The 20,455-nt window shown below is 70.4% G+C and carries 15 protein-coding genes and 1 pseudogene; 12 read left to right on the forward strand and 4 right to left on the reverse strand.

Annotated elements, in window-relative coordinates:
- The first annotated feature begins 51 nt into the window (after window positions 1–51).
- A complete protein-coding gene (locus tag ABZ910_RS09295) occupies window positions 52–174 on the forward strand; it encodes a hypothetical protein (RefSeq protein ID WP_361361442.1) in 123 nt (40 codons plus the stop codon).
- On the opposite strand, the pseudogene ABZ910_RS09300 reads toward ABZ910_RS09295, so the two are convergent.
- Window positions 129–267: pseudogene (locus tag ABZ910_RS09300) on the reverse strand (diacylglycerol kinase); the annotation flags it as partial. The gene ABZ910_RS09295 and the pseudogene ABZ910_RS09300 sit on opposite strands and share 46 nt — an antisense overlap.
- The gene (locus tag ABZ910_RS09305; protein WP_361361226.1) at window positions 245–1,132 is read right to left on the reverse strand and encodes a PPK2 family polyphosphate kinase; all 888 of its coding nucleotides are present in this window, start codon (window positions 1,130–1,132) and stop codon (window positions 245–247) included. The gene ABZ910_RS09305 and the pseudogene ABZ910_RS09300, both read right to left, overlap by 23 nt.
- A gap of 252 nt (window positions 1,133–1,384) precedes the next feature.
- Here ABZ910_RS09305 and ABZ910_RS09310 point away from each other — a divergent pair, with 252 nt between their 5' ends.
- Window positions 1,385–1,741: a carboxymuconolactone decarboxylase family protein gene (locus tag ABZ910_RS09310; RefSeq protein ID WP_361361228.1), complete on the forward strand. Its 357-nt coding sequence runs from the start codon at window positions 1,385–1,387 to the stop codon at window positions 1,739–1,741.
- A 63-nt stretch (window positions 1,742–1,804) separates the two neighbouring features.
- On the opposite strand, the gene ABZ910_RS09315 is transcribed toward ABZ910_RS09310, so the two are convergent.
- The gene (locus tag ABZ910_RS09315) at window positions 1,805–2,932 is read right to left on the reverse strand and encodes a glycosyltransferase family 2 protein (protein WP_361361230.1); all 1,128 of its coding nucleotides are present in this window, start codon (window positions 2,930–2,932) and stop codon (window positions 1,805–1,807) included.
- A gap of 262 nt (window positions 2,933–3,194) precedes the next feature.
- On the opposite strand from ABZ910_RS09315, the gene ABZ910_RS09320 reads away from it, so the two are divergent.
- Complete coding sequence (locus ABZ910_RS09320) at window positions 3,195–4,613, forward strand: glycosyltransferase family 39 protein (RefSeq protein WP_361361232.1); 1,419 nt, start codon at window positions 3,195–3,197, stop codon at window positions 4,611–4,613.
- 121 nt (window positions 4,614–4,734) lie between these two features.
- Here the strand turns inward: ABZ910_RS09320 and ABZ910_RS09325 are convergent, their stop codons facing one another.
- Window positions 4,735–5,616, reverse strand: coding sequence for a hypothetical protein (locus ABZ910_RS09325; protein ID WP_361361234.1), 882 nt, complete (start codon window positions 5,614–5,616; stop codon window positions 4,735–4,737).
- Between the two features lie 329 nt (window positions 5,617–5,945).
- On the opposite strand from ABZ910_RS09325, the gene ABZ910_RS09330 reads away from it, so the two are divergent.
- The 9 genes from ABZ910_RS09330 (at window position 5,946) to ABZ910_RS09370 (ending at window position 20,297) form a co-directional block, all read left to right on the forward strand.
- The gene (locus ABZ910_RS09330; RefSeq protein ID WP_361361236.1) at window positions 5,946–6,815 is read left to right on the forward strand and encodes a hypothetical protein; all 870 of its coding nucleotides are present in this window, start codon (window positions 5,946–5,948) and stop codon (window positions 6,813–6,815) included.
- A 46-nt stretch (window positions 6,816–6,861) separates the two neighbouring features.
- A complete protein-coding gene (locus ABZ910_RS09335) occupies window positions 6,862–7,662 on the forward strand; it encodes a TIGR03936 family radical SAM-associated protein (protein ID WP_361361238.1) in 801 nt (266 codons plus the stop codon).
- Window positions 7,663–7,924: 262 nt separating this feature from the next.
- The gene (locus tag ABZ910_RS09340) at window positions 7,925–11,947 is read left to right on the forward strand and encodes an Rne/Rng family ribonuclease (protein WP_361361240.1); all 4,023 of its coding nucleotides are present in this window, start codon (window positions 7,925–7,927) and stop codon (window positions 11,945–11,947) included.
- Window positions 11,948–12,175: 228 nt separating this feature from the next.
- Window positions 12,176–12,496, forward strand: coding sequence for a 50S ribosomal protein L21 (rplU, locus tag ABZ910_RS09345; RefSeq protein ID WP_361361242.1), 321 nt, complete (start codon window positions 12,176–12,178; stop codon window positions 12,494–12,496).
- A gap of 14 nt (window positions 12,497–12,510) precedes the next feature.
- Window positions 12,511–12,765 (forward strand): 50S ribosomal protein L27, encoded by a 255-nt coding sequence (gene rpmA / locus ABZ910_RS09350; protein ID WP_361361244.1) that lies wholly within the window; start codon window positions 12,511–12,513, stop codon window positions 12,763–12,765.
- Between the two features lie 152 nt (window positions 12,766–12,917).
- A complete protein-coding gene (obgE, locus tag ABZ910_RS09355) occupies window positions 12,918–14,363 on the forward strand; it encodes a GTPase ObgE (RefSeq protein WP_361361246.1) in 1,446 nt (481 codons plus the stop codon).
- A gap of 186 nt (window positions 14,364–14,549) precedes the next feature.
- Window positions 14,550–16,052 carry an FG-GAP-like repeat-containing protein gene (locus tag ABZ910_RS09360; protein ID WP_361361248.1) on the forward strand — a complete coding sequence of 501 codons (1,503 nt, stop codon included), beginning with the start codon at window positions 14,550–14,552 and terminating at the stop codon, window positions 16,050–16,052.
- Between the two features lie 494 nt (window positions 16,053–16,546).
- Entirely contained in the window at window positions 16,547–18,046 is a 1,500-nt protein-coding gene (locus ABZ910_RS09365; protein ID WP_361361250.1) for a bifunctional cytidylyltransferase/SDR family oxidoreductase, read from the forward strand.
- Window positions 18,047–18,215: 169 nt separating this feature from the next.
- Window positions 18,216–20,297: a hypothetical protein gene (locus ABZ910_RS09370; protein WP_361361432.1), complete on the forward strand. Its 2,082-nt coding sequence runs from the start codon at window positions 18,216–18,218 to the stop codon at window positions 20,295–20,297.
- The last annotated feature ends 158 nt before the right edge of the window (window positions 20,298–20,455 follow it).

A 20,455-nucleotide genomic window follows, 5' to 3' on the forward strand; every position in this document is an offset into this window, starting at 1 on the left:
CACTGAGGTGAGCCAGGCGCACGGCCGGCGCTGCCCGCTCTGCTGGGCAGCGTGCTCGTGCTGCTCGTCACCGCCGGGTTGAGGAGCCTGCTGTGGGTGTTGATCGGCGTGGTGGGCGTGGCCGCCCGTCGCCAGTCGGCCGGGGGGCTGTTCGGTGGCGTTCCCGGTCGGTGACGCGGAACCCGGACCCGCAGCGCTCCCCGGGGTCACCCGGCAGACCACCGGAGTGGGCAGCACCACCGACTCACCATCGATGCCTGCCGGCACCGTGTCCGCGTCGGCCCCCGGTCACCGGTTGCCGGGCGGGTAAGGCAGGGCGGAGGTCCACCGGGCACCGGTCCGACGGCGGAAGGCGTTCCGCGTGAGCCGTGCCCCGCGGAACCAGCAGGTGCGTCACGCCTGCGCGGCCGGCCCGCCGCTCCAGCATCTCCGAGAACGCCCGCTGGTAGTCGTCCCACCGGGCGCGTTCGCGGATGTCGGCCGGCGAGAACTTCCAGTTCCGCTCGGGAACGTCTATCCGCTTCAGGAAGCGGACGCGCTGCTCCTCCCACGACAGGTTCAGGAACAGCTTGACGATCCTGAAGCCGTTGTCGGCCAGGTAGCGCTCCCAGTCGTTGATCTCCCGGTAGCGTCTCTCCCACACATCCAGGTCGTGTGCCGCGTCGGGCAGCCTCTGGCGCCGCAGGTTCTCCGGATGCACCCGCACCACCAGCACTTCCTCGTACTGGGAGCGGTTGAAGATGCCGATCTCCCCGCGCCGGGGCAGATGACGGGCGTAGCGCCACAGGTAGTCATGGTCGAGCTCCTCCTGCGAGGGCACCTTGAAGCCGACCACGCGTACCCCCTGCGGGTTGACGCCGCTCATGACGTGCCGGATGGTTCCGTCCTTGCCGCCGGCGTCCAGCGCCTGCAGGCACACGAGCACCCCGTAGGTGTCCTGGGCGGCCGGCCGCCGTTGGCAGTCGGCAAGGAGTTCGATGCCGCTGCGGAGCAACTCGACGCCGTCCTTCTTCTTGCGGATGCCCGCCTTGAAGCCGGGGTCGAAGTCCTTCTGCAGACGCACCCTGGTTCCCGGCTCGCCCCTCAGCGGGTTGATGAACTCCGCTATGGACTGGGCTCTGTCATCGGCCATCGACCGTTCGCCCTTTCCTTGCGCAGACCGCCCCTCCCCGTGCTCACGTCACGTAGACAGGGTCGACCTGATCAGTGGGGTGGGCCTCACCCTTCGTGGGTGGTTTGCGGTCGAGGAACAGCCCGGCTCATGGCGACCCCGCGGCTCGACGCGCCGCACCACTTGAGGGTGCTTACGCTTGATTGGCACCGTCGGGGGCCCCGTCATCAGCGGGTGGCGGTCGTTCCTACAGCACCAGAAGGCGGTCCCATCATGGCTACTGCATTCGAGACTCCTGTAATCGACACGATCGCCGCCATGACGATCGATTCCGTCGAGCGCTGTCACATGGACGAGCGGACGCTCATCCTGGCTCGTATCGCCGCACTCGTGGCGATGGACGCACCGGCGATTTCCTATCTGGCCCACATCAACCCCGCGATCAAGGCCGACTTCACGGCCGAGCAGTTGCAGGACCTCCTCATCGCCATCGCCCCCGTCGTGGGGACAGCGCGCGTCATGTCGGCCGCGAGTCACATCGCCCAGGCCTTCGGTGTCGCGCTCGCGCTGGCCGACAGCGAAGCCGAAGCCATAGCGCAGGCCGAAGCCGAGAGCCGAGGCGCCGGCTGAGGTGCGCAAGCCCGACTGAGCCGGCAGTGGGCCCCTTCCTTCGGGAGGAGCCCACTGCTGTCGTCAGCTGCCGACGAGTGTCCTCGTACCCCCTCCGGTGCCCAGGCGCAGCTTGGCCTGGGCGAAGTCCCTGTTCGCGATGACGCGTTCGCGCTGGGCCTCGGGGAGATGGCCGCCGTCCAGCAGCTTCTCGCACGTCTCCAGCGATTCGCGGTACTCGCCCACCCAATACGACGCCACCGCCAGCTCGTCCAATGCGCGCCAGGTGTACCAGGAGTGTTCCAGGAACAGGATGTCGGCGGGCTGCGGGATCTCCACCGCGCGGCGCGCGAACATGTACGCGAGCGGCCAGCGCTCCCCGTTCGTACGGCACAGGCGCGCGAGTTCGCCGAGTGGTTCGGCCCGGACGGGGCGGTACTCGTGCGTGTCGAGGTAGCGGGCGATGACCTCGGGCATCCGGCGCTTGAGATCCACCGCGAGGCGGGCCGCGTAGAGCCGAGCGCAGTACGCCTCCTCGACCCAGCCGCCCATGGCGGCGCGCCGGTCGTATGCCGCGAGCGCCTTCGCGCTTTCGCCGGCGTCGCGCCAGCTCTGGGCGAGGTAGAAGGCGTAACGGGCGTTGTCCGGCTCCTTGGCGAGGCCGTCCTTGAGGATCGCGGCGTCGCGGAGGTACTTCTGCCGCTGGCTGCCCTGGAGGCGTCCGCCGCCGCCGACGATCATCATGCGCGCGCCTTCGAAGGTGGCGCGGTCGTACTTGGTGTCGCACTCCAGGTACTCGTGCAGCACACCGACCCACCGCCAGGGGAGGCGGGTGGACACCATCGCGGCGCGCCAGTGGACGATGGAGCCGTGGCGGACCTCGAAGTCGTAGCAGTCGTGGGTCAGTTCCGGCCTGGTGAAGCCGGGGTCCGTCTCGATCAAGTCGTCGGCGTCGATGAAGAAGAGGTAGTCCGCGCGGTCCCGTGCCAGGTCGATCGCCTCGGTGCGGCTCTGGTCGAAGCCTTTCCAGGGGCTCTCGTGCAGTGACCCGGGAAGGTCGGCGAGGGTTTCGCGGATCACGTCCTGGGTGCCGTCGGTCGAGCCCGTGTCGAGGATCACCCAGGTGTCGACAAGGGGGCGCACGGATTCGAGGCAGCGCCGGATCACGTGTGCCTCGTTCTTGACGATCATATTGAGGCAGACCGTTTGCATGACTTCTTCTTTTCTGTGATGAAAAGGATTGGTCGGTGACTTTAGTAAATCGGGAAAGCCCATGCAAGGACCGGCACTGTCTGCTTGCCGTCCATACAGGTGGCGGCGCGTCCTTCCTGTCGGTCCGGCTCTCCATGCCCGTGTATAAGGGAGCAGTTCCTGCTGTCGGGCATGGGAGGTTCTCATGGTAATCACCGCGCCGCTTCCCTCTCCACGCGATGAATTCCTGGGCGCTGAGCCGATCGAATCCGGAAGCCGGCGGATGGGGCTGTGGCTATGGCCGTTCGCCCTCACCCTTGGCCTGACCTGCTACGGGGTGACCGGCTCACTCCTGGGGCGCGACGAGCTGGTCACCTGGGACATGGTGAACCGCAGCACCGACCAGATCCTCGCCACGCTCCAGAACGTCGATGCCGTACACGGTACGTATTATCTGCTGATGCACCTGTGGGTGGGGCTCTTCGGGGATTCCGTCATTTCCCTGCGGATTCCCACCGTGTTTTCCATGGCAGCGGCCGCGGCCATGGTGAGTCTCATCGGCCACCGGCTCTTCGGGTACCGTGCCGGAATTCTGTCCGGAATTCTCTTCGCGTTCATCCCGGCGGTGAGCCGCTTCGGCCAGGAGGCCCGTAGTTACGCGCTGGTCGTTTTCGTGATCGCGCTGGCGACGCTCCTGCTGCTCCGGGTGCTGGACAATCCGCGCAGTCCCTGGCGCTGGGGCGCCTATGCGCTCGCCCTGGCCTGCGCCGGACTGCTCCACTTGATTTCCTTGTCTGTCGTACTCGCCCATGGCGTGGCGGTCGCGGCCCAGGCGCGGCGGGACCGTTCCCTGTGGTGGAAGTCGGCCGTCGCCCTCCTGGCCGTCGCCGCCTGTGTCACCCCGGTCGTGCTGCTCGGCCGGTCCCAGGTCCAACGGCAGCTGTACTGGATCGCCGAGCCGGATGCCTGGACGCTCCCGCCCGTGATGGGTGACGTCTTCGGCGGTGCTCTGGGTGCCGGAGCGCTGATCGCCCTCGCGCTGCTGGCCCGTTCGCCGCGCAAGGTCCCGCTGCTGCTGTGCGGCACCTGGGCGATCGGGCCGTTCGTCCTCGTCTGGCTCGCCTCCCACGGCGCGATCTCCTACTTCCGCCACGTCTACTTCCTCTTCACCCTCCCGGCCTGGGCCCTCCTCGCCGGCGCGGGCGTCTCTGGTGCGTGCCGCTCCCGGAAGGCCCTCGCGGTCCTCCTCGCGGCGCTGGTCTACGTCACGCTGCCCGACCAGCGACAGATGCGGCAGCCGTTCGAGCACGACGCGCCCGTGCCGGTGGACTACGCGGCCGCGGCCGACGTGATCCGGCAGCACTACCGGCCGGGAGACGCCGTCGTGTACGACCGCACGGACGTCTGGAGGCTCGACGACGGAGTGCAGTACTACCTGCCCCGTGGCCTGAAGCTGCGTGACGTCTTCCTGGCGAAGTCGGCCGTCGCGGTCGACGACCTGGTCTCGGTCGAGTGCTCCGACCCGGCCCGATGCCTCAAGGGCGAGCCCCGCATCTGGATGCTGAGCCAGGGCGACGACTTCCCGTTCGCCTCCGTCAACCCGATGCAGGCGAACGTCTTGCAGAGCAAGTACACACTGTCCTCGAGCCAGTCGGTGACGGGGATGACGGTGAGTCTGCTCGTACGCAAGGAGAAGAAGTAGCCCGCTCGCTTCGAGACGCCGCGAGGGGCGTCCGACGGTCTGTTACGGCGCGTCGGACGCCCCTCATGCGATGTGCCGGCCGGTTGACCTCACGCGGTGTGAGCCGAGTGTGGCACGTCCGTTACGGCGTCCCGTCGTTGAGGGCTCCGTTGCTGGGCTGATGGACCACGAAGGTCCAGGGGCCGTTGCAGGTGACGGTGGCCGGGCTCTCGTCGTTGTTCTCGGTGCAGGGGGTCTCGTAGACCCCACCCGTGGTGGTGATGATGTCGATTTTGATGGGGTTCTTGTCGCTTTGATCTGAGCCGATCCCGCTGATGGAGACTCCACACGCGAATCCGGTTGCCGCGGTCTTGGGGTAACCCGTCAGGCCGCTGAGGTCGGTCCAGCGGATGGAGTGGTCCATAGTGGCGCCACGGAGGTCCCGGATGCCGATGAAGGTGTGACTGAAGGCGTCAGGGGCACCGGGAGTCACAGCAGAGCGGAGTTCGAAGGCGCCCGTGTTCTGCAGGGCGTCGATCTCAGCGCACGGACCAGGGGCGCCGGTGTTGCCCGTGTTCCCGGTGTTCCCGGTGTTCCCTGTGTTCCCTGTGTTTCCGGTGTTTCCGGTGTGGCCGGTCGCGCCTGTGTTTCCGGTGTTTCCGGTGTGGCCGGTCGCGCCTGTGTTGCCCGTGTTCCCGGTGTGGCCGGTCGCGCCGGTCGCGCCGGTTTTTCCGGTCGCACCGGTCGCGCCCTTGCACTTGTCCTTGTCGCCGCCGCCCGACGCGCGGGAGTCCAGGAGGGACTTCTTGTGCGGCTTCTCCTCCTTGCAGTCGTCCTTGCCGCCACCGCCGTAACGGCTCGCCGCGGACGCGTGGTGGTCGCTCATGCTACGCGCCGCCGCGGCCGCCGGGCTCATCACGCCGGCCGCCACGACCAGCGTGAGCGAGGCCAGCATTCCGGCCTTCTTGAACCTGTCTCGCGCCAGCGGACCGAGTAGCGAAGACGTCCTGTGCTCAGGACTCATCAACGTGCTCCTTAGCCTCATCCGGTTCGGGTGAAGTCCCGAAACCCAGTGCGAGACTGTCCGCTGGGCGGTCGCTCGGCACGCGTACCGGGCCGAATAGGTCTGTTTATCCTTAGATTGGACCAAACCGTGCGTTCCGATGGGTCAATCTGTGTCGGGGGACGACCAGTTGGGATGGGGCGCCGCCGTTCGGGGCACCGCTCGGCCACCCGTGTGCGTCGGCGGCACGACCTGGAGGCCGTGGTCGGTGGGAGCCGGGTGCATCCGAGTCGACGACTGCGGCGTCTCTCCCTGTATGGGTAGCTTCCCCGCCGACAGGGAACTCCGGCATGGCTCTTGAGAAGTCGTCACCCCGGCCGCGGCACCGGCCCGAGGGCTGTCTCGTCGTCGCGATCCGCGTTCCCGTACGGATCGTCGCGCTCGTGCTGGTGGTGCCGCTGCGGTTGGTGTGGGACGCGCTGGTCGTGGCCGGGCGGCTGCTGACGGACACCGTGCTGCGGCCCGTCGGGCGCGCGCTCGCCCGGCTCGGGCGCGTTCTCGTCGTCGTACCGGTCGGCTGGTTGTACAGGTACCTGCTCACGCCCGTCGGCCACGGCGTCGCGTGGCTGCTGAAGCGCCTCGTCGTCCTTCCCGCCCGGTGGCTGTACGAACGGATCCTCGCGCCCGTCGGCCGGGCGCTGGCGTGGCTCGTAGGTGTCGTCGGCGTCCTCCTCGGAACTGTCCTGTGCTGGACGGCCCGTGTCCTGGTCGTCCTGCCCGCGCTCACCCTGTGGCGCTGGGTGCTCGCGCCCGTCGCCCGGGTCCTGGCCGTCGTCGCGGAGGAGGCCGGGGAGGCGCTCGGGCACGCCTGGCGCGTCGCCGGGCACGTCTCGCGCGCCGTCGGGCGGTTCTTGGGGACCCTCTTCCGGTGGACCTTCGTGGAGCCGGGGCGCTGGGTGCACAGGACGGTTCTCACTCCGGTCGGACACGTCGTGCGGGACGCCGTCCTGCGCCCCGTCGCCGAGGTCGCGCGTGCCGTGGGGCGCGCCACCGGGCAGACGCTGGACTCCGCGCGCGAGACGGTACGGCAGGCTCGCGCCGACGTCCGGCGGATGCTGCTCGGCGAGCCGGTGCGGCCCGGGACGGCGGACCGTCGGGAACTCCCGGGCGCCGGGACACGTACTCTTGGTAGCAGGACAACCGCACTCACGAAGGACTAGGACACTGGGCAAGCGACAGCCCGTAGGCCCGCCGCCCGCACCCGCGGTGCAGCGCATCCGACTGCGCTACACCAAGCGCGGCCGCCTCCGGTTCACCAGCCACCGTGACTTCCAGCGCGCTTTCGAGCGTGCGCTGCGTCGTGCCGAGGTGCCGATGGCGTACTCGGCGGGGTTCACGCCGCACCCGAAGGTGTCGTACGCCAATGCCGCACCCACCGGCACGGGCAGTGAGGCGGAGTACCTGGAGATCGCGCTCGCAGCGGCCCGTGACCCGGAGACCCTGCGCGTCCTCCTCGACGAGTCGCTGCCCGCCGGGCTGGACATCGTCGACGCGGTCGAGGCGCGGACGTCGGGGCTCGCCGACCGGCTGACGGCTTCCGTGTGGGAGCTGCGGCTGGACGGTGTCGACCCGGCCGACGCCGAGCGCGCGGTGGAGGCCTTCATCAAGGCCGGCACCGTCGAGGTGCAGCGCCAGACCAAGAACGGCGTCCGCACCTTCGACGCCCGCGCGGCCGTCGCGAGCCTCGAGACCGTGGCGGGCCCGGAAACGCACAGTTCGCAGGCTGATAGGCCGACCGACCAGGCCTGTGCGATACTGCGGCTGGTTGTTCGGCACGTGACGCCTGCCGTACGACCCGACGACGTCCTGTCCGGTCTCCGCGCCGTGGCCGACCTGGCGCCGCCGGTCCCCGCAGCGGTGACCAGGCTGGCGCAGGGGCTGTTCGATGAAGAGACCGGCGCGGTGACCGACCCGCTCGCGCCCGACCGCGAGGCAGCAGCGACCGTGCCGCATCCGGCCGCCGCCACTGCCGCCGCGACGGCGCCGGTGCCGGAAGGTTCCGCATAAGGACGGACGTCGTAGCGCCGCCCTCGTACTCGGGAGCCACCTGGGTCGGGCAGCGCACCGACCACAAGACTTTCGCCAGGCCGTACGCAACATGGCGTACGGAACCGGCGAGACAGGACACAGAGAGCTCCCGTGCGGCGCCCGCGCCCCGGACGGCGGCCATCGCGCATCGCGCGGGCCGCGGACGTCAACGGTGGTCGATCGACGAGATCGACACCGGACCAGGTGCGGCGCCCGGGAGCCTGACGGGAGCAACGCCCGCATGCACGAGCCGACCGAATCGAAGGAATCCCAGACGGGTTCCGAACTGAACACCCCGAGCGACACCCTGCCGCCGCGCAGGCGTCGCCGTGCCGCGTCCCGCCCGGCGGGTCCGCCCGCCGCCGCGCAGGTCGCCGAGACTGACGTGGTCGAGGAGACCGCGGTGGCCGCTGAGGCCGAAGTTGTCGCTGAGGCCGAAGTTGTCGCTGAGGCGCCTGCTGTTGAGGAGGCCGCGCCTGCCGGTCGTACGCGTCGTCGTGCGACGCGGCGTGCGTCGGCGCCCGCCGGTGCGCCGAAGGCGGCCGAGGTCGCTGAGACCGTCGAGGTTGCCGCCACCACGCAGGTCGCGGAAGCCGCCCCGGTCGCCGAGGCCGCTCCCGCCGAGGAGCAGCCCGCGTCCGCCGAGACCACCGAAGACACGGCGCCGCGCCGTGGCCGCCGTCGTGCCGCGTCCCGCCCCGCGGGTCCGCCCGCCGCGCCGGCCGTCGAGGCCGACGTGGTCGAGGAGACCGCGGTGGCGGCTGAGGCCGAGGTTGTCGCTGAGGCGCCTGCTGTTGAGGAGGCCGCGCCTGCCGGTCGTACGCGTCGTCGTGCGACGCGGCGTGCGTCGGCGCCCGCCGGTGCGCCGAAGGCGGCCGAGGTCGCTGAGACCGTCGAGGTTGCCGCCACCACGCAGGTCGCGGAAGCCGCCTCGGCCGTCGAGGCCGCTCCCGCCGAGGAGCAGGCCGCCGAGGACGCCGCTCCGCGTCGCGCCCGCCGTCGGGCCACGCGTCGCGTGTCCGCGCCCGCCGGTGCTCCCGCGGCCGAGGAGGCCGCCGCGTCGACGAAGCCCGCCCAGACCGAGACGGCGTCGAAGGCCCCCGCCGCCGAAGCCGCTCCCGCCGAGGAGCAGGCCGCCGAGGCCGCCGCCCCGCGTCGTGGCCGCCGTCGGGCCGCGTCCGGGTTCTCCGCTCCCGCACCGAAGGCGGCCGAGGCCGCCACGTCCGCCGCCGAGGCCGAGGAGTCGCGTCGCCCGGCGCGACCCGCCGTGGCCGTGTTCCAGGCGCCCGTGTTCACCGAGCCGAAGTTCCAGACCCCGCAGCGCGCCGCCGCCGAAGCGGCTGCCGAGGCCGCCGAGGCCGCGGAGGCCGCTCAGACCGCGGAGCCCGTGGAGGAGCTGGCGGAGACCGCTCCCCGGCGTCGCCGCCGTCGCCGCGGTGCCGAGGCCGAGGAGCCCCGGGTCGCCGAGGCCCCCGCCGCCGAGGAAGAGGCGGAGGAGGCCGAGGAGCCGGAGCAGGCCGCCGAGGAGACCGAGGGCGACGAGTCCGAGGACACCGGTTCGCGTCGCCGTCGCCGTCGCGGAGGCCGTCGCCGTCGCCGCGGTGACACCGCGGAGGGCGACGCCGACGCCGAGTCCGACGAGCTCGCCGCCGAGCAGGCCGCGCAGGACGCCGAGGACACCGCCGAGCAGGAGGAAGAGGACGCCGACGAGGCCCGCGAGGAGTCCGGCGGTGCCGGCAGCCGTCGCCGCCGTCGTCGCCGTCGCCGCGCCGGTGACGCCGCCACGGACGCCGAGCCCGGCGAGGGCGACCCCGAGCGCACGGTCGTCAAGGTCCGCGAGCCCCGCAAGGCCAGCGAGCCCGCCGACGAGGTGCAGTCCATCAAGGGCTCGACCCGTCTGGAGGCCAAGAAGCAGCGCCGCCGCGAGGGCCGTGAGCAGGGCCGCCGCCGGGTGCCGATCATCACCGAGGCGGAGTTCCTGGCCCGGCGCGAGGCCGTCGAGCGCGTGATGGTCGTCCGCCAGCACGGCGACCGTACGCAGATCGGCGTCCTGGAGGACGGCGTGCTCGTCGAGCACTACGTCAACAAGGAGCAGTCGACCTCGTACGTCGGCAACGTCTACCTGGGCAAGGTCCAGAACGTGCTGCCGTCGATGGAGGCCGCCTTCATCGACATCGGCAAGGGCCGAAACGCCGTCCTGTACGCCGGCGAGGTCAACTTCGAGGCGCTGGGCATGGCCAACGGCCCGCGCCGCATCGAGGCCGCCCTGAAGTCCGGTCAGCCGGTGCTCACTCAGGTGACGAAGGACCCGATCGGGCACAAGGGCGCTCGTCTGACCAGCCAGGTCTCGCTCCCGGGCCGCTACCTCGTGTACGTCCCCGAGGGCTCGATGACCGGCATCAGCCGCAAGCTGCCCGACACCGAGCGGGCCCGGCTGAAGACGATCCTCAAGAAGATCGTCCCCGAGAACGCGGGCGTCATCGTGCGCACCGCCGCCGAGGGCGCGAGCGAGGAGGAGCTGCGCCGCGACGTCGAGCGTCTGCAGACGCAGTGGGAGGAGATCCAGAAGAAGGCGAAGGGTGGCAGCGCAAGCGCCCCGTCGCTGCTGTACGGCGAGCCGGACATGACCGTCCGCGTCGTGCGCGACATCTTCAACGAGGACTTCTCCAAGGTCATCGTCAGCGGTGACGAGGCGTGGGACACGATCCACGGGTACGTCTCGCACGTCGCGCCGGACCTGTCCGACCGTCTGCAGAAGTGGACCTCCGAGGTCGACGTCTTCGCCACGTACCGGATCGACGAGCAGCTCGCCAAGGCGCTGGACCGCAAGGTCTGGCTGCCCAGCGGCGGTTCGCTGGTGATCGACCGGACCGAGGCGATGGTCGTCATCGACGTCAACACCGGCAAGTTCACCGGCCAGGGCGGCAACCTGGAGGAGACGGTCACCAGGAACAACCTGGAGGCGGCCGAGGAGATCGTGCGTCAGCTGCGGCTGCGCGACCTCGGCGGCATCATCGTCATCGACTTCATCGACATGGTGCTGGAGTCGAACCGCGACCTGGTGCTGCGCCGTCTGCTGGAGTGCCTGGGCCGCGACCGTACGAAGCACCAGGTGGCCGAGGTGACCTCGCTGGGCCTGGTCCAGATGACCCGCAAGCGGGTCGGCCAGGGCCTGCTGGAGTCGTTCTCCGAGAACTGCGTCCACTGCAACGGCCGTGGCGTCATCGTGCACATGGAGCAGCCGAGTGCTGCCGGAGGCGGCGGCAAGCGCAAGAAGCGCGCCCGCGCCGGCGACGGCCATGTGCACGAGGCCGCCGAGACCGTGGTCGCCGAGGTGACCGAGACCGCCGAGCAGGAGGCGGAGAGCGAGGCGGAGGTCGCGGCCGAGGTCGCCGCTCCCGCCGCGCTGGCCTCGCCGGACTTCGCGCCGGACGAGGAGCTGTACAGCAGCGTCGCCGAGGCGGAGGCGGCGGCCGGCCGGGGTCGTTCGCGGCGCCGGGCGAGCCGGCGTGCCTCGGCTCCGGCGGGTGCGCCCAAGGGCGAGACCCCGGTGCGGGAGCGCCGTAAGGAGAAGGCTTCGGAGGCGAAGGCTTCCGCGGCCGAGGCTCCGAAGGCGGAGGCCGCCCCGGTCGCCGAGGCCGTCGAGGAGGTCCGGGTCGAGGCCCAGGCCGAGCCGGTGGCCGTGGCCGAAGCGGCGCCGGTCGCCGAGGAGGCCGCGCCCAAGGCCCGTTCGCGCCGTCGGGTGACCCGGAAGGTGTCCGCGCCGGCCGGTTCCCCCGCGGGTGCCGAGGCGGCCGTGATGACGGTCGCCGCGGAGGCCCCGGCGGAGCAGCCCGAGGCCCCGGCTCCGGCCGAGGTTCCGGTCGAGGAGGCCGCCCCCGAGGCCGCCGCCCCGGCCCGCCCGCGTCGCCGTGCCGTCCGCAAGGCCACCGCGCCGACCGCGTCCGAGGAGACGGCCGTCGTGGTCGTCGCGCCGGCCGCGACGGAGGAGGCCGAGGCTCCGGCCGCGGAGGCCGAGGAGGCCGCTCCGGTCAAGAAGGCCGCTGCCCGCAAGACGGCCAAGAAGGCCACGGCGAAGAAGGCCGCCGCGAAGACGACGACGGCCAAGAAGACCGCCGCCAAGAAGACCGCGGCGAAGAAGACGACGGCCAAGAAGACGGCCGCGAAGAAGACGACGGCCAAGAAGGCGGCAGCGACCGCCAAGACGGCCGCCGCGTCGACGGCGAAGAAGACCACGGTCTCGGCCGCCGCCGACGAGAGCTGACCGCCAGGTGCGGCCGGTCCACGTGACCGGCCGCACACGGGTACCGTCCCGGTTTGACCCCTTCGGCCGCGGGCCCGTACCCTGGGCCGTCGGCGTGTCCACTGAACATGCCACATTCCCGTAAACCTCATCCTCCCGGGCACACGGTTGGCCGGGAGAGGTCGTCCGCGTTGATCGCTGGGCGGCTGGCCTGCGGGGGTGCCGTTCTTGAGCGAAAGAGAGATCCGCGTGTACGCCATCGTGCGCAGCGGTGGTCGCCAGCACAAGGTTGCTGTCGGCGACATCGTTGAGGTTGACAAGATTTCCACTGCCAATGTTGGCGACACGGTCGAGCTCTCGACCCTGCTCGTTGTCGACGGCGACGCTGTGACCAGCGACCCGTGGGTGCTGGCCGGCATCAAGGTCCAGGCTGAGGTCGTGGACCACCACAAGGGCCAGAAGATCGACATTCTGCGCTACAAGAACAAGACCGGCTACCGCCGTCGTCAGGGCCACCGCCAGCAGTACACGGCGCTCAAGGTCACTGAGATCCCCGCGGCTGCGAAGTAAGGGACTGAGGAGAAATGGCACACAAGAAGGGCGCATCGTCCACTCGGAACGGTCGCGACTCGAATGCCCAGCGGCTCGGCGTGAAGCGCTTCGGCGGTCAGCTCGTCAACGCTGGTGAGATCCTGGTCCGCCAGCGCGGCACCCACTTCCACCCGGGCGCCGGCGTCGGCCGTGGCGGCGACGACACGCTGTTCGCGCTGCAGTCCGGTTCGGTGGAGTTCGGTACCCACCGTGGCCGCAAGGTCGTGAACATCGTCCCGGCCGCCTGAATCTCCTGATTCACGGCTGAGCCGAACGTTTCGTTCCGCGAGGCGGACCTACTTCCCGTTCGGGAAGGCGGTCCGCCTTTCGCGTGTTACTAACAAGAGATACCCGTATGCCCCCGGTCGTCGACCGGGGGGACCCCCAGGAGGCACCCACCATGACCACCTTCGTGGACCGCGTCGATCTCAATGTCGCCGCGGGTAACGGGGGCCACGGCTGTGCCTCCGTGCACCGTGAGAAGTTCAAGCCGCTCGGCGGACCGGACGGCGGCAACGGCGGCCGGGGCGGCGACGTGATTCTCACCGTCGACCAGTCGGTCACCACGCTCCTCGACTACCACCACTCCCCGCACCGCAAGGCCACCAACGGCAAGCCCGGCGAGGGCGGGAACCGCTCCGGCAAGGACGGACAGGACCTGGTCCTGGCGGTGCCGGACGGGACCGTGGTCCTGGACAAGGCCGGCAACGTGCTGGCCGACCTGGTCGGCGAGGGCACGTCGTACGTCGCCGCGCAGGGCGGCCGCGGCGGCCTCGGCAACGCGGCGCTGGCGTCGGCCCGCCGCAAGGCGCCGGGCTTCGCGCTGCTCGGTGAGCCTGGCGACCTGCAGGACATCGTCCTGGAGCTGAAGACGGTCGCCGACGTGGCGCTGGTCGGCTACCCGAGCGCGGGCAAGTCCTCGCTGATCTCGGTGCTGAGCGCGGCCAAGCCGAAGATCGCCGACTACCCCTTCACCACGCTCGTCCCGAACCTCGGCGTGGTCACCGCCGGCTCGACCGTCTACACCATCGCGGACGTGCCGGGTCTGATCCCGGGCGCCAGTCAGGGCAAGGGCCTGGGCCTGGAGTTCCTGCGGCACGTGGAGCGGTGCAGCGTGCTGGTGCACGTGCTGGACACGGCGACGCTGGAGTCCGACCGCGACCCGCTCTCCGACCTCGACGTCATCGAGGAGGAGCTGAAGCAGTACGGCGGCCTCGGCAACCGTCCCCGCATCGTCGTCCTGAACAAGATCGACGTACCCGACGGCAAGGACCTGGCCGAGATGGTGCGCCCCGATCTGGAGGCGCGCGGTTACCGCGTCTTCGAGGTGTCGGCGGTGGCGCACACCGGTCTGAAGGAACTGTCGTTCGCCATCGGCGACATCGTGGCGCAGGCGCGCGCGGCGAAGCCGAAGGAAGAGGCGACGCGCATCGTCATCCGGCCGAAGGCCGTCGACGACGCGGGCTTCACCGTCACGCGCGAGGAGATCGACGGCGAGCCGCTGTTCCGGGTGCGCGGCGAGAAGCCCGAACGCTGGGTCCGCCAGACCGACTTCAACAACGACGAGGCCGTGGGCTACCTCGCCGACCGGCTCAACCGCCTCGGTGTCGAGGAGAAGTTGATGAAGGCGGGCGCCCGCTCCGGCGACGGCGTCGCCATCGGCCCCGAGGAGAACGCGGTCGTCTTCGACTGGGAGCCGTCGATGACGACCGGCGCGGAGATGCTCGGCCGCCGTGGCGAGGACCACCGCTTCGAGGAGCCGCGCCCGGCCGCCCAGCGCCGCCGGGACCGCCAGGCCGAGCGGGACGAGGCGGAGCGGGAGTACGACGACTTCGAGCCGTTCTAATTCCGGAGCGGAACGTCGTGACATGAGGGGTGCTCCTGCGCGGGGCACCCCTCACACGTGAACGGGACGCCAATTCCCGGTGCTCTGCGGGGCAACCCCTCCGCCATCCGGTGAGTCGTACTCCGCGGAGCGGAAGCGGATTGTGCCGCTCCGGCTTCAACCACGCCGCTTGACACCGGAGTTCACATGCCCCAGCACGTTCAGCGCGTCCCCCGCCGCACCCGACTCGCGATCGCCACCGGCGTCGCCCTGGTCGCGGGCGCCCTCATGGTCCCTGTGGTGCAGGCCGCCACCCCGGCGGCCGGGACGACCACCCCCAGCCCACGGCACCTGCACGACGACTTCAACGGCGACGGGTACGCCGACCTCGCCGTGGCCACCCCGTCGGCGACCGTCGGCGGCAAGAAGGGTGCGGGCTATGTCGCCGTGGTGTACGGCTCGCCGACCGGGCTGAAGACCTCGACGAAGAAGGTGATCAGCCAGGACACCGCCGGGGTTCCGGGCGTCGCGGAAGCGGGCGACGCGTTCGGCGGGGCCGTGACGACGGCCGACCTCGACGGGGACGGTTACGCGGACCTGATCGTCGGCGTGCCCGGCGAGGACAACGCGGCGGGGCTCGACGCGGGCCTGGCCGAGGTCGTCCGGGGCGGCCCGCAGGGCCTGTCCGGGGGCGCGCCCCTGGCGTCCGGGGCAGCGGCGTACGACGGTGTCGGCGGGCACCTCGTCGCCGGTGACGTCAATGGCGACGGTGTCACGGACGTGGCCACGGTGGAGCACTACGCGAACCTCCGGGTGCTCAGCGGGCCGTTCTCCCGCGACGGCTCCACCACGCACGGCGGGCAGTCGGTGCAGGACATGTTCGACAGCCGCGTGCTCGATCTGGCCGCGGGTGACCTCAACGGCGACGGCATCACCGACGTCGCGGCGGTCGAGAACGACGGCGACGAGTACGACCACCGGCGCGTCGTGTACTGGACCGGCACCCACGACGGACTCACGCCGTACACGACCCTGCACGACAGCTCGGGCCGGCAGCTCCAGGGCGGCGAGAACCTCGACATCGGGGACGTCGACCACGACGGCTACGACGACATCGTGGTCGGCCGGGCCGCCGAGGGCTACGACAGCGACCTGGACACCCCGCTCGCCAAGGGCGGCCGGATCTCCTGGATCCCCGGCAGTGCGAACGGCCCCGACGGCGCCAAGGCGACGTTCATCAACCAGGACAGCCCCGGAGTGCCGGGGGCCGCCGAGAGGTACGACCGCTTCGGCACCGACGTCTCGGTCGCCGACATCGACGGCGACGGCTACGCCGACATCGCCACGGGCGTGCCCGGCGAGAGCTTCGACGGGATCACGCGCGCGGGCAGCGTCGTCACCCTGCGCGGCACCGCGAACGGTCCCACCGGCACCGGAGCCAAGGTGTTCAGCCAGAACACGCCCTCAGTCCCCGGCACCGCCGAGACGGACGACGCCTTCGGGCAGGCCCTGCACCTGGTGGACGCCGACCACGACGGCCGGGCGGACCTGGCCGTGGGCGCACCGGGGGAGAACGCCGGCGCCGGCGGCGTGTGGGTGCTGCGCGCCACGTCGGCCGGGATCACCCCGACCGGCTCGTTCACCTTCGGCAGCGGCACCCTCGGCACGGTCTCCTCGGGCGCGAGGCTCGGCTCCGGCTTCGCCTACTGAGGTCACCCGGGCCGGGGTGCGGGTCATGTGAATCTCCTGCGACCGGCCACCGGCCGGGCGAGGAGCGGTGAATCGTTCCCCTACGCTGGGTGGAGATCGTTCCCACACCGGGCCGAGACCGAATTGCTGCGGAATCTTGATGTGAATTCCACGGCAATGACCTCCATGGCGAACCGCATTCCATGAAGAACGCGTGCCACCCACCCCGCAGGAGGTGAAGAAGCCCACGTCATGCGGGGTGGGACGGCAGGTCGCAGGAGAAGTGGTGCCATGGTGGTGCGGGGCCGACGGCGTGGCACGTGTGGCAATCGCAAAGACCTGTGTACTTACTCACAGCAATTTCACCGAACGTCCCGGTGGGTCGCCAATCGCCGGGGGCACAAGGTGAATGGCGGGTTGCGCGCACATATGCGCCGGACGGCACTCACCTTGCACTGCGGTAACCCGAGGTGGGACCATTTCCGGGTTCCCTGACGCCCCAAGGTAGGTCACCTGTGTCCCAGCACATAGCCAAGCCCCGTACCACCGCAGTGATTCTGGCCGGTGGTACCGGTCAGCGCGTGGGTCTGTCGATCCCCAAGCAGTTGCTGAAGATCGCCGGCAAGGCAGTCATCGAGCACACTCTGACCACCTTCGAGAACGCCGACTCGATCGACGACGTCATTGTGCTGATGGCGCCGGGCTACGTGCCCGACATCGAGAAGATCGTCGCCAAGGCCGGGTTCAAGAAGGTCAAGAAGGTCATCGAGGGCGGCTCGACCCGGAACGAGACCACCGAGCGCGCCATCGAGGCGCTCGGTGAGGGCCTGGCCGAGGGCGAGGACGCCAACGTCCTCTTCCACGACGCCGTGCGCCCCCTGCTCTCGCAGCGCGTCATCGCCGACTGCGTGAGCGCGCTGGAGCGCTACCAGGCCGTCGACGTGGCGATCCCGTCCGCGGACACCATCATCGTCACGCGCAAGCACGGCGACGACGGTGAGTTCATCACCGAGATCCCGGACCGCTCCCGGCTGCGCCGCGGCCAGACGCCGCAGGCCTTCAAGCTGTCCACGATCCGGCGGGCCTACGAGGTCGCCTCCGAGGACCCCAACTTCCAGGCCACGGACGACTGTTCCGTCGTGCTCAAGTACCTGCCCGACGTGCCGATCCACGTCGTCATGGGTGACGAGTACAACATGAAGGTGACGCAGCCGGTCGACGTCTTCATCGCCGACAAGCTCTTCCAGCTCGCCTCCACCGCCGCGCCCGAGCAGAACGGCGAGGAGGCCTACCGCGAGCTCCTCACCGGCAAGACGATCGTGATCTTCGGTGGCTCGTACGGCATCGGCATGGACATCGCCGCACTCGCCGAGTCCTACGGTGCGAAGGTCTACGCGCTGGGCCGCTCCACCACCGGTACGCACGTGGAGAACCCGGAGGAGGTCGACGACGCCCTGTCCAAGGCGTACGCCGAGACCGGGCGCATCGACTACGTCGTCAACACCGCGGGCGTGCTGCGCATCGGCAAGCTCGCCGAGACCGACAACGCCACCATCGAGGAGGCGCTGAAGGTCAACTACCTGGCCCCGGTGCAGATCGCGCGGTCGTCGTACAAGTACCTGGCCGAGACCAAGGGCCAGATGCTGCTCTACACCTCCAGCAGCTACACCCGCGGCCGTGCCGAGTACAGCCTCTACTCCTCGACCAAGGCCGCCATGGTGAACCTCACCCAGGCCCTGTCCGACGAGTGGGCCGGCGACGGCATCCGCGTCAACTGCGTCAACCCGGAGCGCACCGCGACTCCGATGCGCACCAAGGCCTTCGGCCAGGAGCCTGCGGGCAGCCTGCTCTCCTCCGAGGCCGTGGCCCGCACCTCGCTCGACGTGCTGCTGTCCGAGCTGACCGGTCACGTCATCGACGTCCGCCAGCAGGACCCGACCGCGGCCGCCGGCAAGGCGTCCGGCTTCGAGCAGGCGCTGGCCAGCGTCCTGGACCGCCAGGACGGCGTGGCATAATCAACTGCAAATAGTTAACGGGTAATTCAGGCCTCTGTGGCTGCGCGTACGCGGAGCATTCACAGAGGCCTGAATCCGTAAAAGTCCGAGATCGCCCGCAAGGTCTAATTCCGGCCTTTTTGTCAGCAAAAGGTTCTCCGTGATATCCACCGCTATTCGCGTCGCCCGGGTGGGCAGCGCGGCCGAGCTGGCCGCGGCGGCACTCGTGATGCTGGGCTTCCCCTGCCTCATGCTCGCCGCGCTCGTCCCGAGCGTTTACGGCTTCGCGGCCGCGGCCGCCGTGACGTACCTGGCGGACCACTATCTGCACCGCAAGGGCAGCTACCTTGTCAACCGCCTCAGCAAGGTGCGGGCCGGTCTGTCGATCCGCTTCCTGATCCGGCAGCTGCTGCTCGTACTGCTGCTGGCTCGTCTGTCCCTCTCGAACGACCTGATCTTCTACGGTGCGATCGCCTGCTTCATCGCCTTCTACGGCCTTCAGGCCCCGCACGGCGCGCTGGTCACCCTGATCCGCAACCGCCGCCGGATGCCGGTCGCCACCCGCAACGTCGACCTGAAGTCCCGCATCCGTATCCCGGACGCGCCGCCGCGCCGCCTGCTGAGCCGCTCCGCCGAGAAGATGCTGCACCTCGACCTCGCGGCCGTCGCCGGTCTGCTGGTCGCCGCGGCCTTGGACAAGGCGCTGCCCGGCTTCATCGGCATCGGCGTCACCGTGCTCCTGGGCTGCCTGTACGTCCTGGCGCTGCTGCCGTACGTGCGTGGCAGGAAGATCCCGCCGCACGCCAAGAAGGTCCTGGCCGCCGTCGACGACTGGCTGGCCGACTACAAGCCGGAGACGGTGCTGTACTTCTCCGGCTCCAAGGACTCCGCGTACCAGGTCAACATGTGGCTGGAGACGATGGAGCAGCTGGACACCCGGCCGCTGGTCATCCTCCGCGAGCGCGCGATCCTGAACAAGCTGGCCCCCACCACGGCCCCCGTCATCTGCGTGCCCGGCGGCGTGCACCTGATGAACATGGACCTGTCGACGGTGCGCGTGGCGCTCTACGCGGCCAACGTCGGCAAGAACATCCACCTGCTGCGCGTCCCGACCATGAAGCACGTCTTCATCGGCCACGGCGACAGCGACAAGCTGGCCAGCGTCAACCCGTACAGCAAGGTGTACGACGAGGTGTGGACCGCGGGCCGGGCCGGCCGCGACCGCTACGCCATCGCCGACGTCGGCGTGCGCGACGACGACATCGTCGAGGTCGGCCGCCCGCAGCTGGCGCCCATCCAGACCTGGCAGGGCGTGCCCGAGGACCGCATGCCGACGGTGCTGTATGCCCCCACCTGGGAGGGCTGGGACGACAACCCGGGCAACACCTCGATCCTGCTCGCGGGTGAGAACATCGTGAGGACGCTGGTCCAGGCCGACCCGCCGGTCCGCGTCCTCTACAAGCCGCACCCGTTCACGGGCACCCGCAGCGCCGCCGCCAAGGGCGCCCACCAGCGGATCACCGCCCTGGTCGAGCAGGCCGCCGCCGAGCGGGCCGGCGACTCCCGCTTCACCGCCGACGCCGCCACCGAGGCCGCGGCCAAGGCCGAGCTGACCCGGATCCAGGCGCTGACAGCCGAGCTGTCCGGCGCGAGCGGTGGCAAGGGCGACGAGGCCGAGGCCACCCGCGAGGGTCAGGTCGACGTGGCTCGGCACGAGGAGATGGCCCGGCTGCGCGTCGAGTGGAACGCCGCCTACTGGCGTTCCTTCCCGTCCTACGAGCACCGGGTCATCAAGGGCGCCCAGCCGCGCCTGTACGACTGCTTCAACGTCTCCGACGCGATGGTCTCCGACATCTCCAGCGTGGTCTCCGACTTCATCGCGAGCGGCAAGCCGTACGCGGTGACGGACTCGGCCGAGCTCGGCGTCGAGGAGTTCAAGCGGCAGAACACGGCGGTGCGCGCCGCGGTGATCCTGTCCAACGACGCGAGCGAGCTGGGCGGCCTGCTGGACGCCGTACGCGACCCGTCGGCGGACGCGCTGGCCGAGGACCGGGCGGAGCTCAAGCAGTACCTGCTGGGCCCGGACGAGCCGACGTCCATCGAGCAGTTCAACACCGCGGTCGCCGGCCTCGGGCGCAAGGCCGAGACCCGCAACCTCGGCCAGGAGGCCCGCGTCGCGGCCGCCGAGGCCGAGGAGGCGCGGCTGGCGGACGTGCTGCCCGGGCAGCGGGTGGCGTCGGCCGGCGAGACGGACGGTGTGACCACGGGCTGACCCGCCCGACCGGACACAGAGGGCCCGGCCCCCGAGGAGAGATCCCCGGGGGCCGGGTCCTTTCCTGTTTCTCACCGTCGTCCCATACGGTCATTCCTCGCTCTCACCGTTGCTGAGCAGCTCTTACCCGCCCTCCGTACTGTCCGGTGTCACCCGCT

Origin of the sequence: Streptomyces sp. NPDC046805, assembly GCF_040645355.1 — a bacterium.
Taxonomy (GTDB): Bacteria; Actinomycetota; Actinomycetes; order Streptomycetales; family Streptomycetaceae; genus Streptomyces.

Bases quoted from the DNA above. Each gene is read 5' to 3' on its own strand.
- rpmA (WP_361361244.1), top strand. From the start codon at position 12,511: ATGGCACACAAGAAGGGCGCATCGTCCACTCGGAACGGTCGCGACTCG.
- ABZ910_RS09315 (WP_361361230.1), bottom strand. From the start codon at position 2,932: ATGCAAACGGTCTGCCTCAATATGATCGTCAAGAACGAGGCACACGTG.
- ABZ910_RS09320 (WP_361361232.1), top strand. From the start codon at position 3,195: ATGGGGCTGTGGCTATGGCCGTTCGCCCTCACCCTTGGCCTGACCTGC.
- ABZ910_RS09360 (WP_361361248.1), top strand. From the start codon at position 14,550: ATGCCCCAGCACGTTCAGCGCGTCCCCCGCCGCACCCGACTCGCGATC.
- ABZ910_RS09325 (WP_361361234.1), bottom strand. From the start codon at position 5,616: ATGAGTCCTGAGCACAGGACGTCTTCGCTACTCGGTCCGCTGGCGCGA.
- ABZ910_RS09305 (WP_361361226.1), bottom strand. From the start codon at position 1,132: ATGGCCGATGACAGAGCCCAGTCCATAGCGGAGTTCATCAACCCGCTG.
- ABZ910_RS09310 (WP_361361228.1), top strand. From the start codon at position 1,385: ATGGCTACTGCATTCGAGACTCCTGTAATCGACACGATCGCCGCCATG.
- obgE (WP_361361246.1), top strand. From the start codon at position 12,918: ATGACCACCTTCGTGGACCGCGTCGATCTCAATGTCGCCGCGGGTAAC.
- ABZ910_RS09340 (WP_361361240.1), top strand. From the start codon at position 7,925: ATGCACGAGCCGACCGAATCGAAGGAATCCCAGACGGGTTCCGAACTG.
- ABZ910_RS09330 (WP_361361236.1), top strand. From the start codon at position 5,946: ATGGCTCTTGAGAAGTCGTCACCCCGGCCGCGGCACCGGCCCGAGGGC.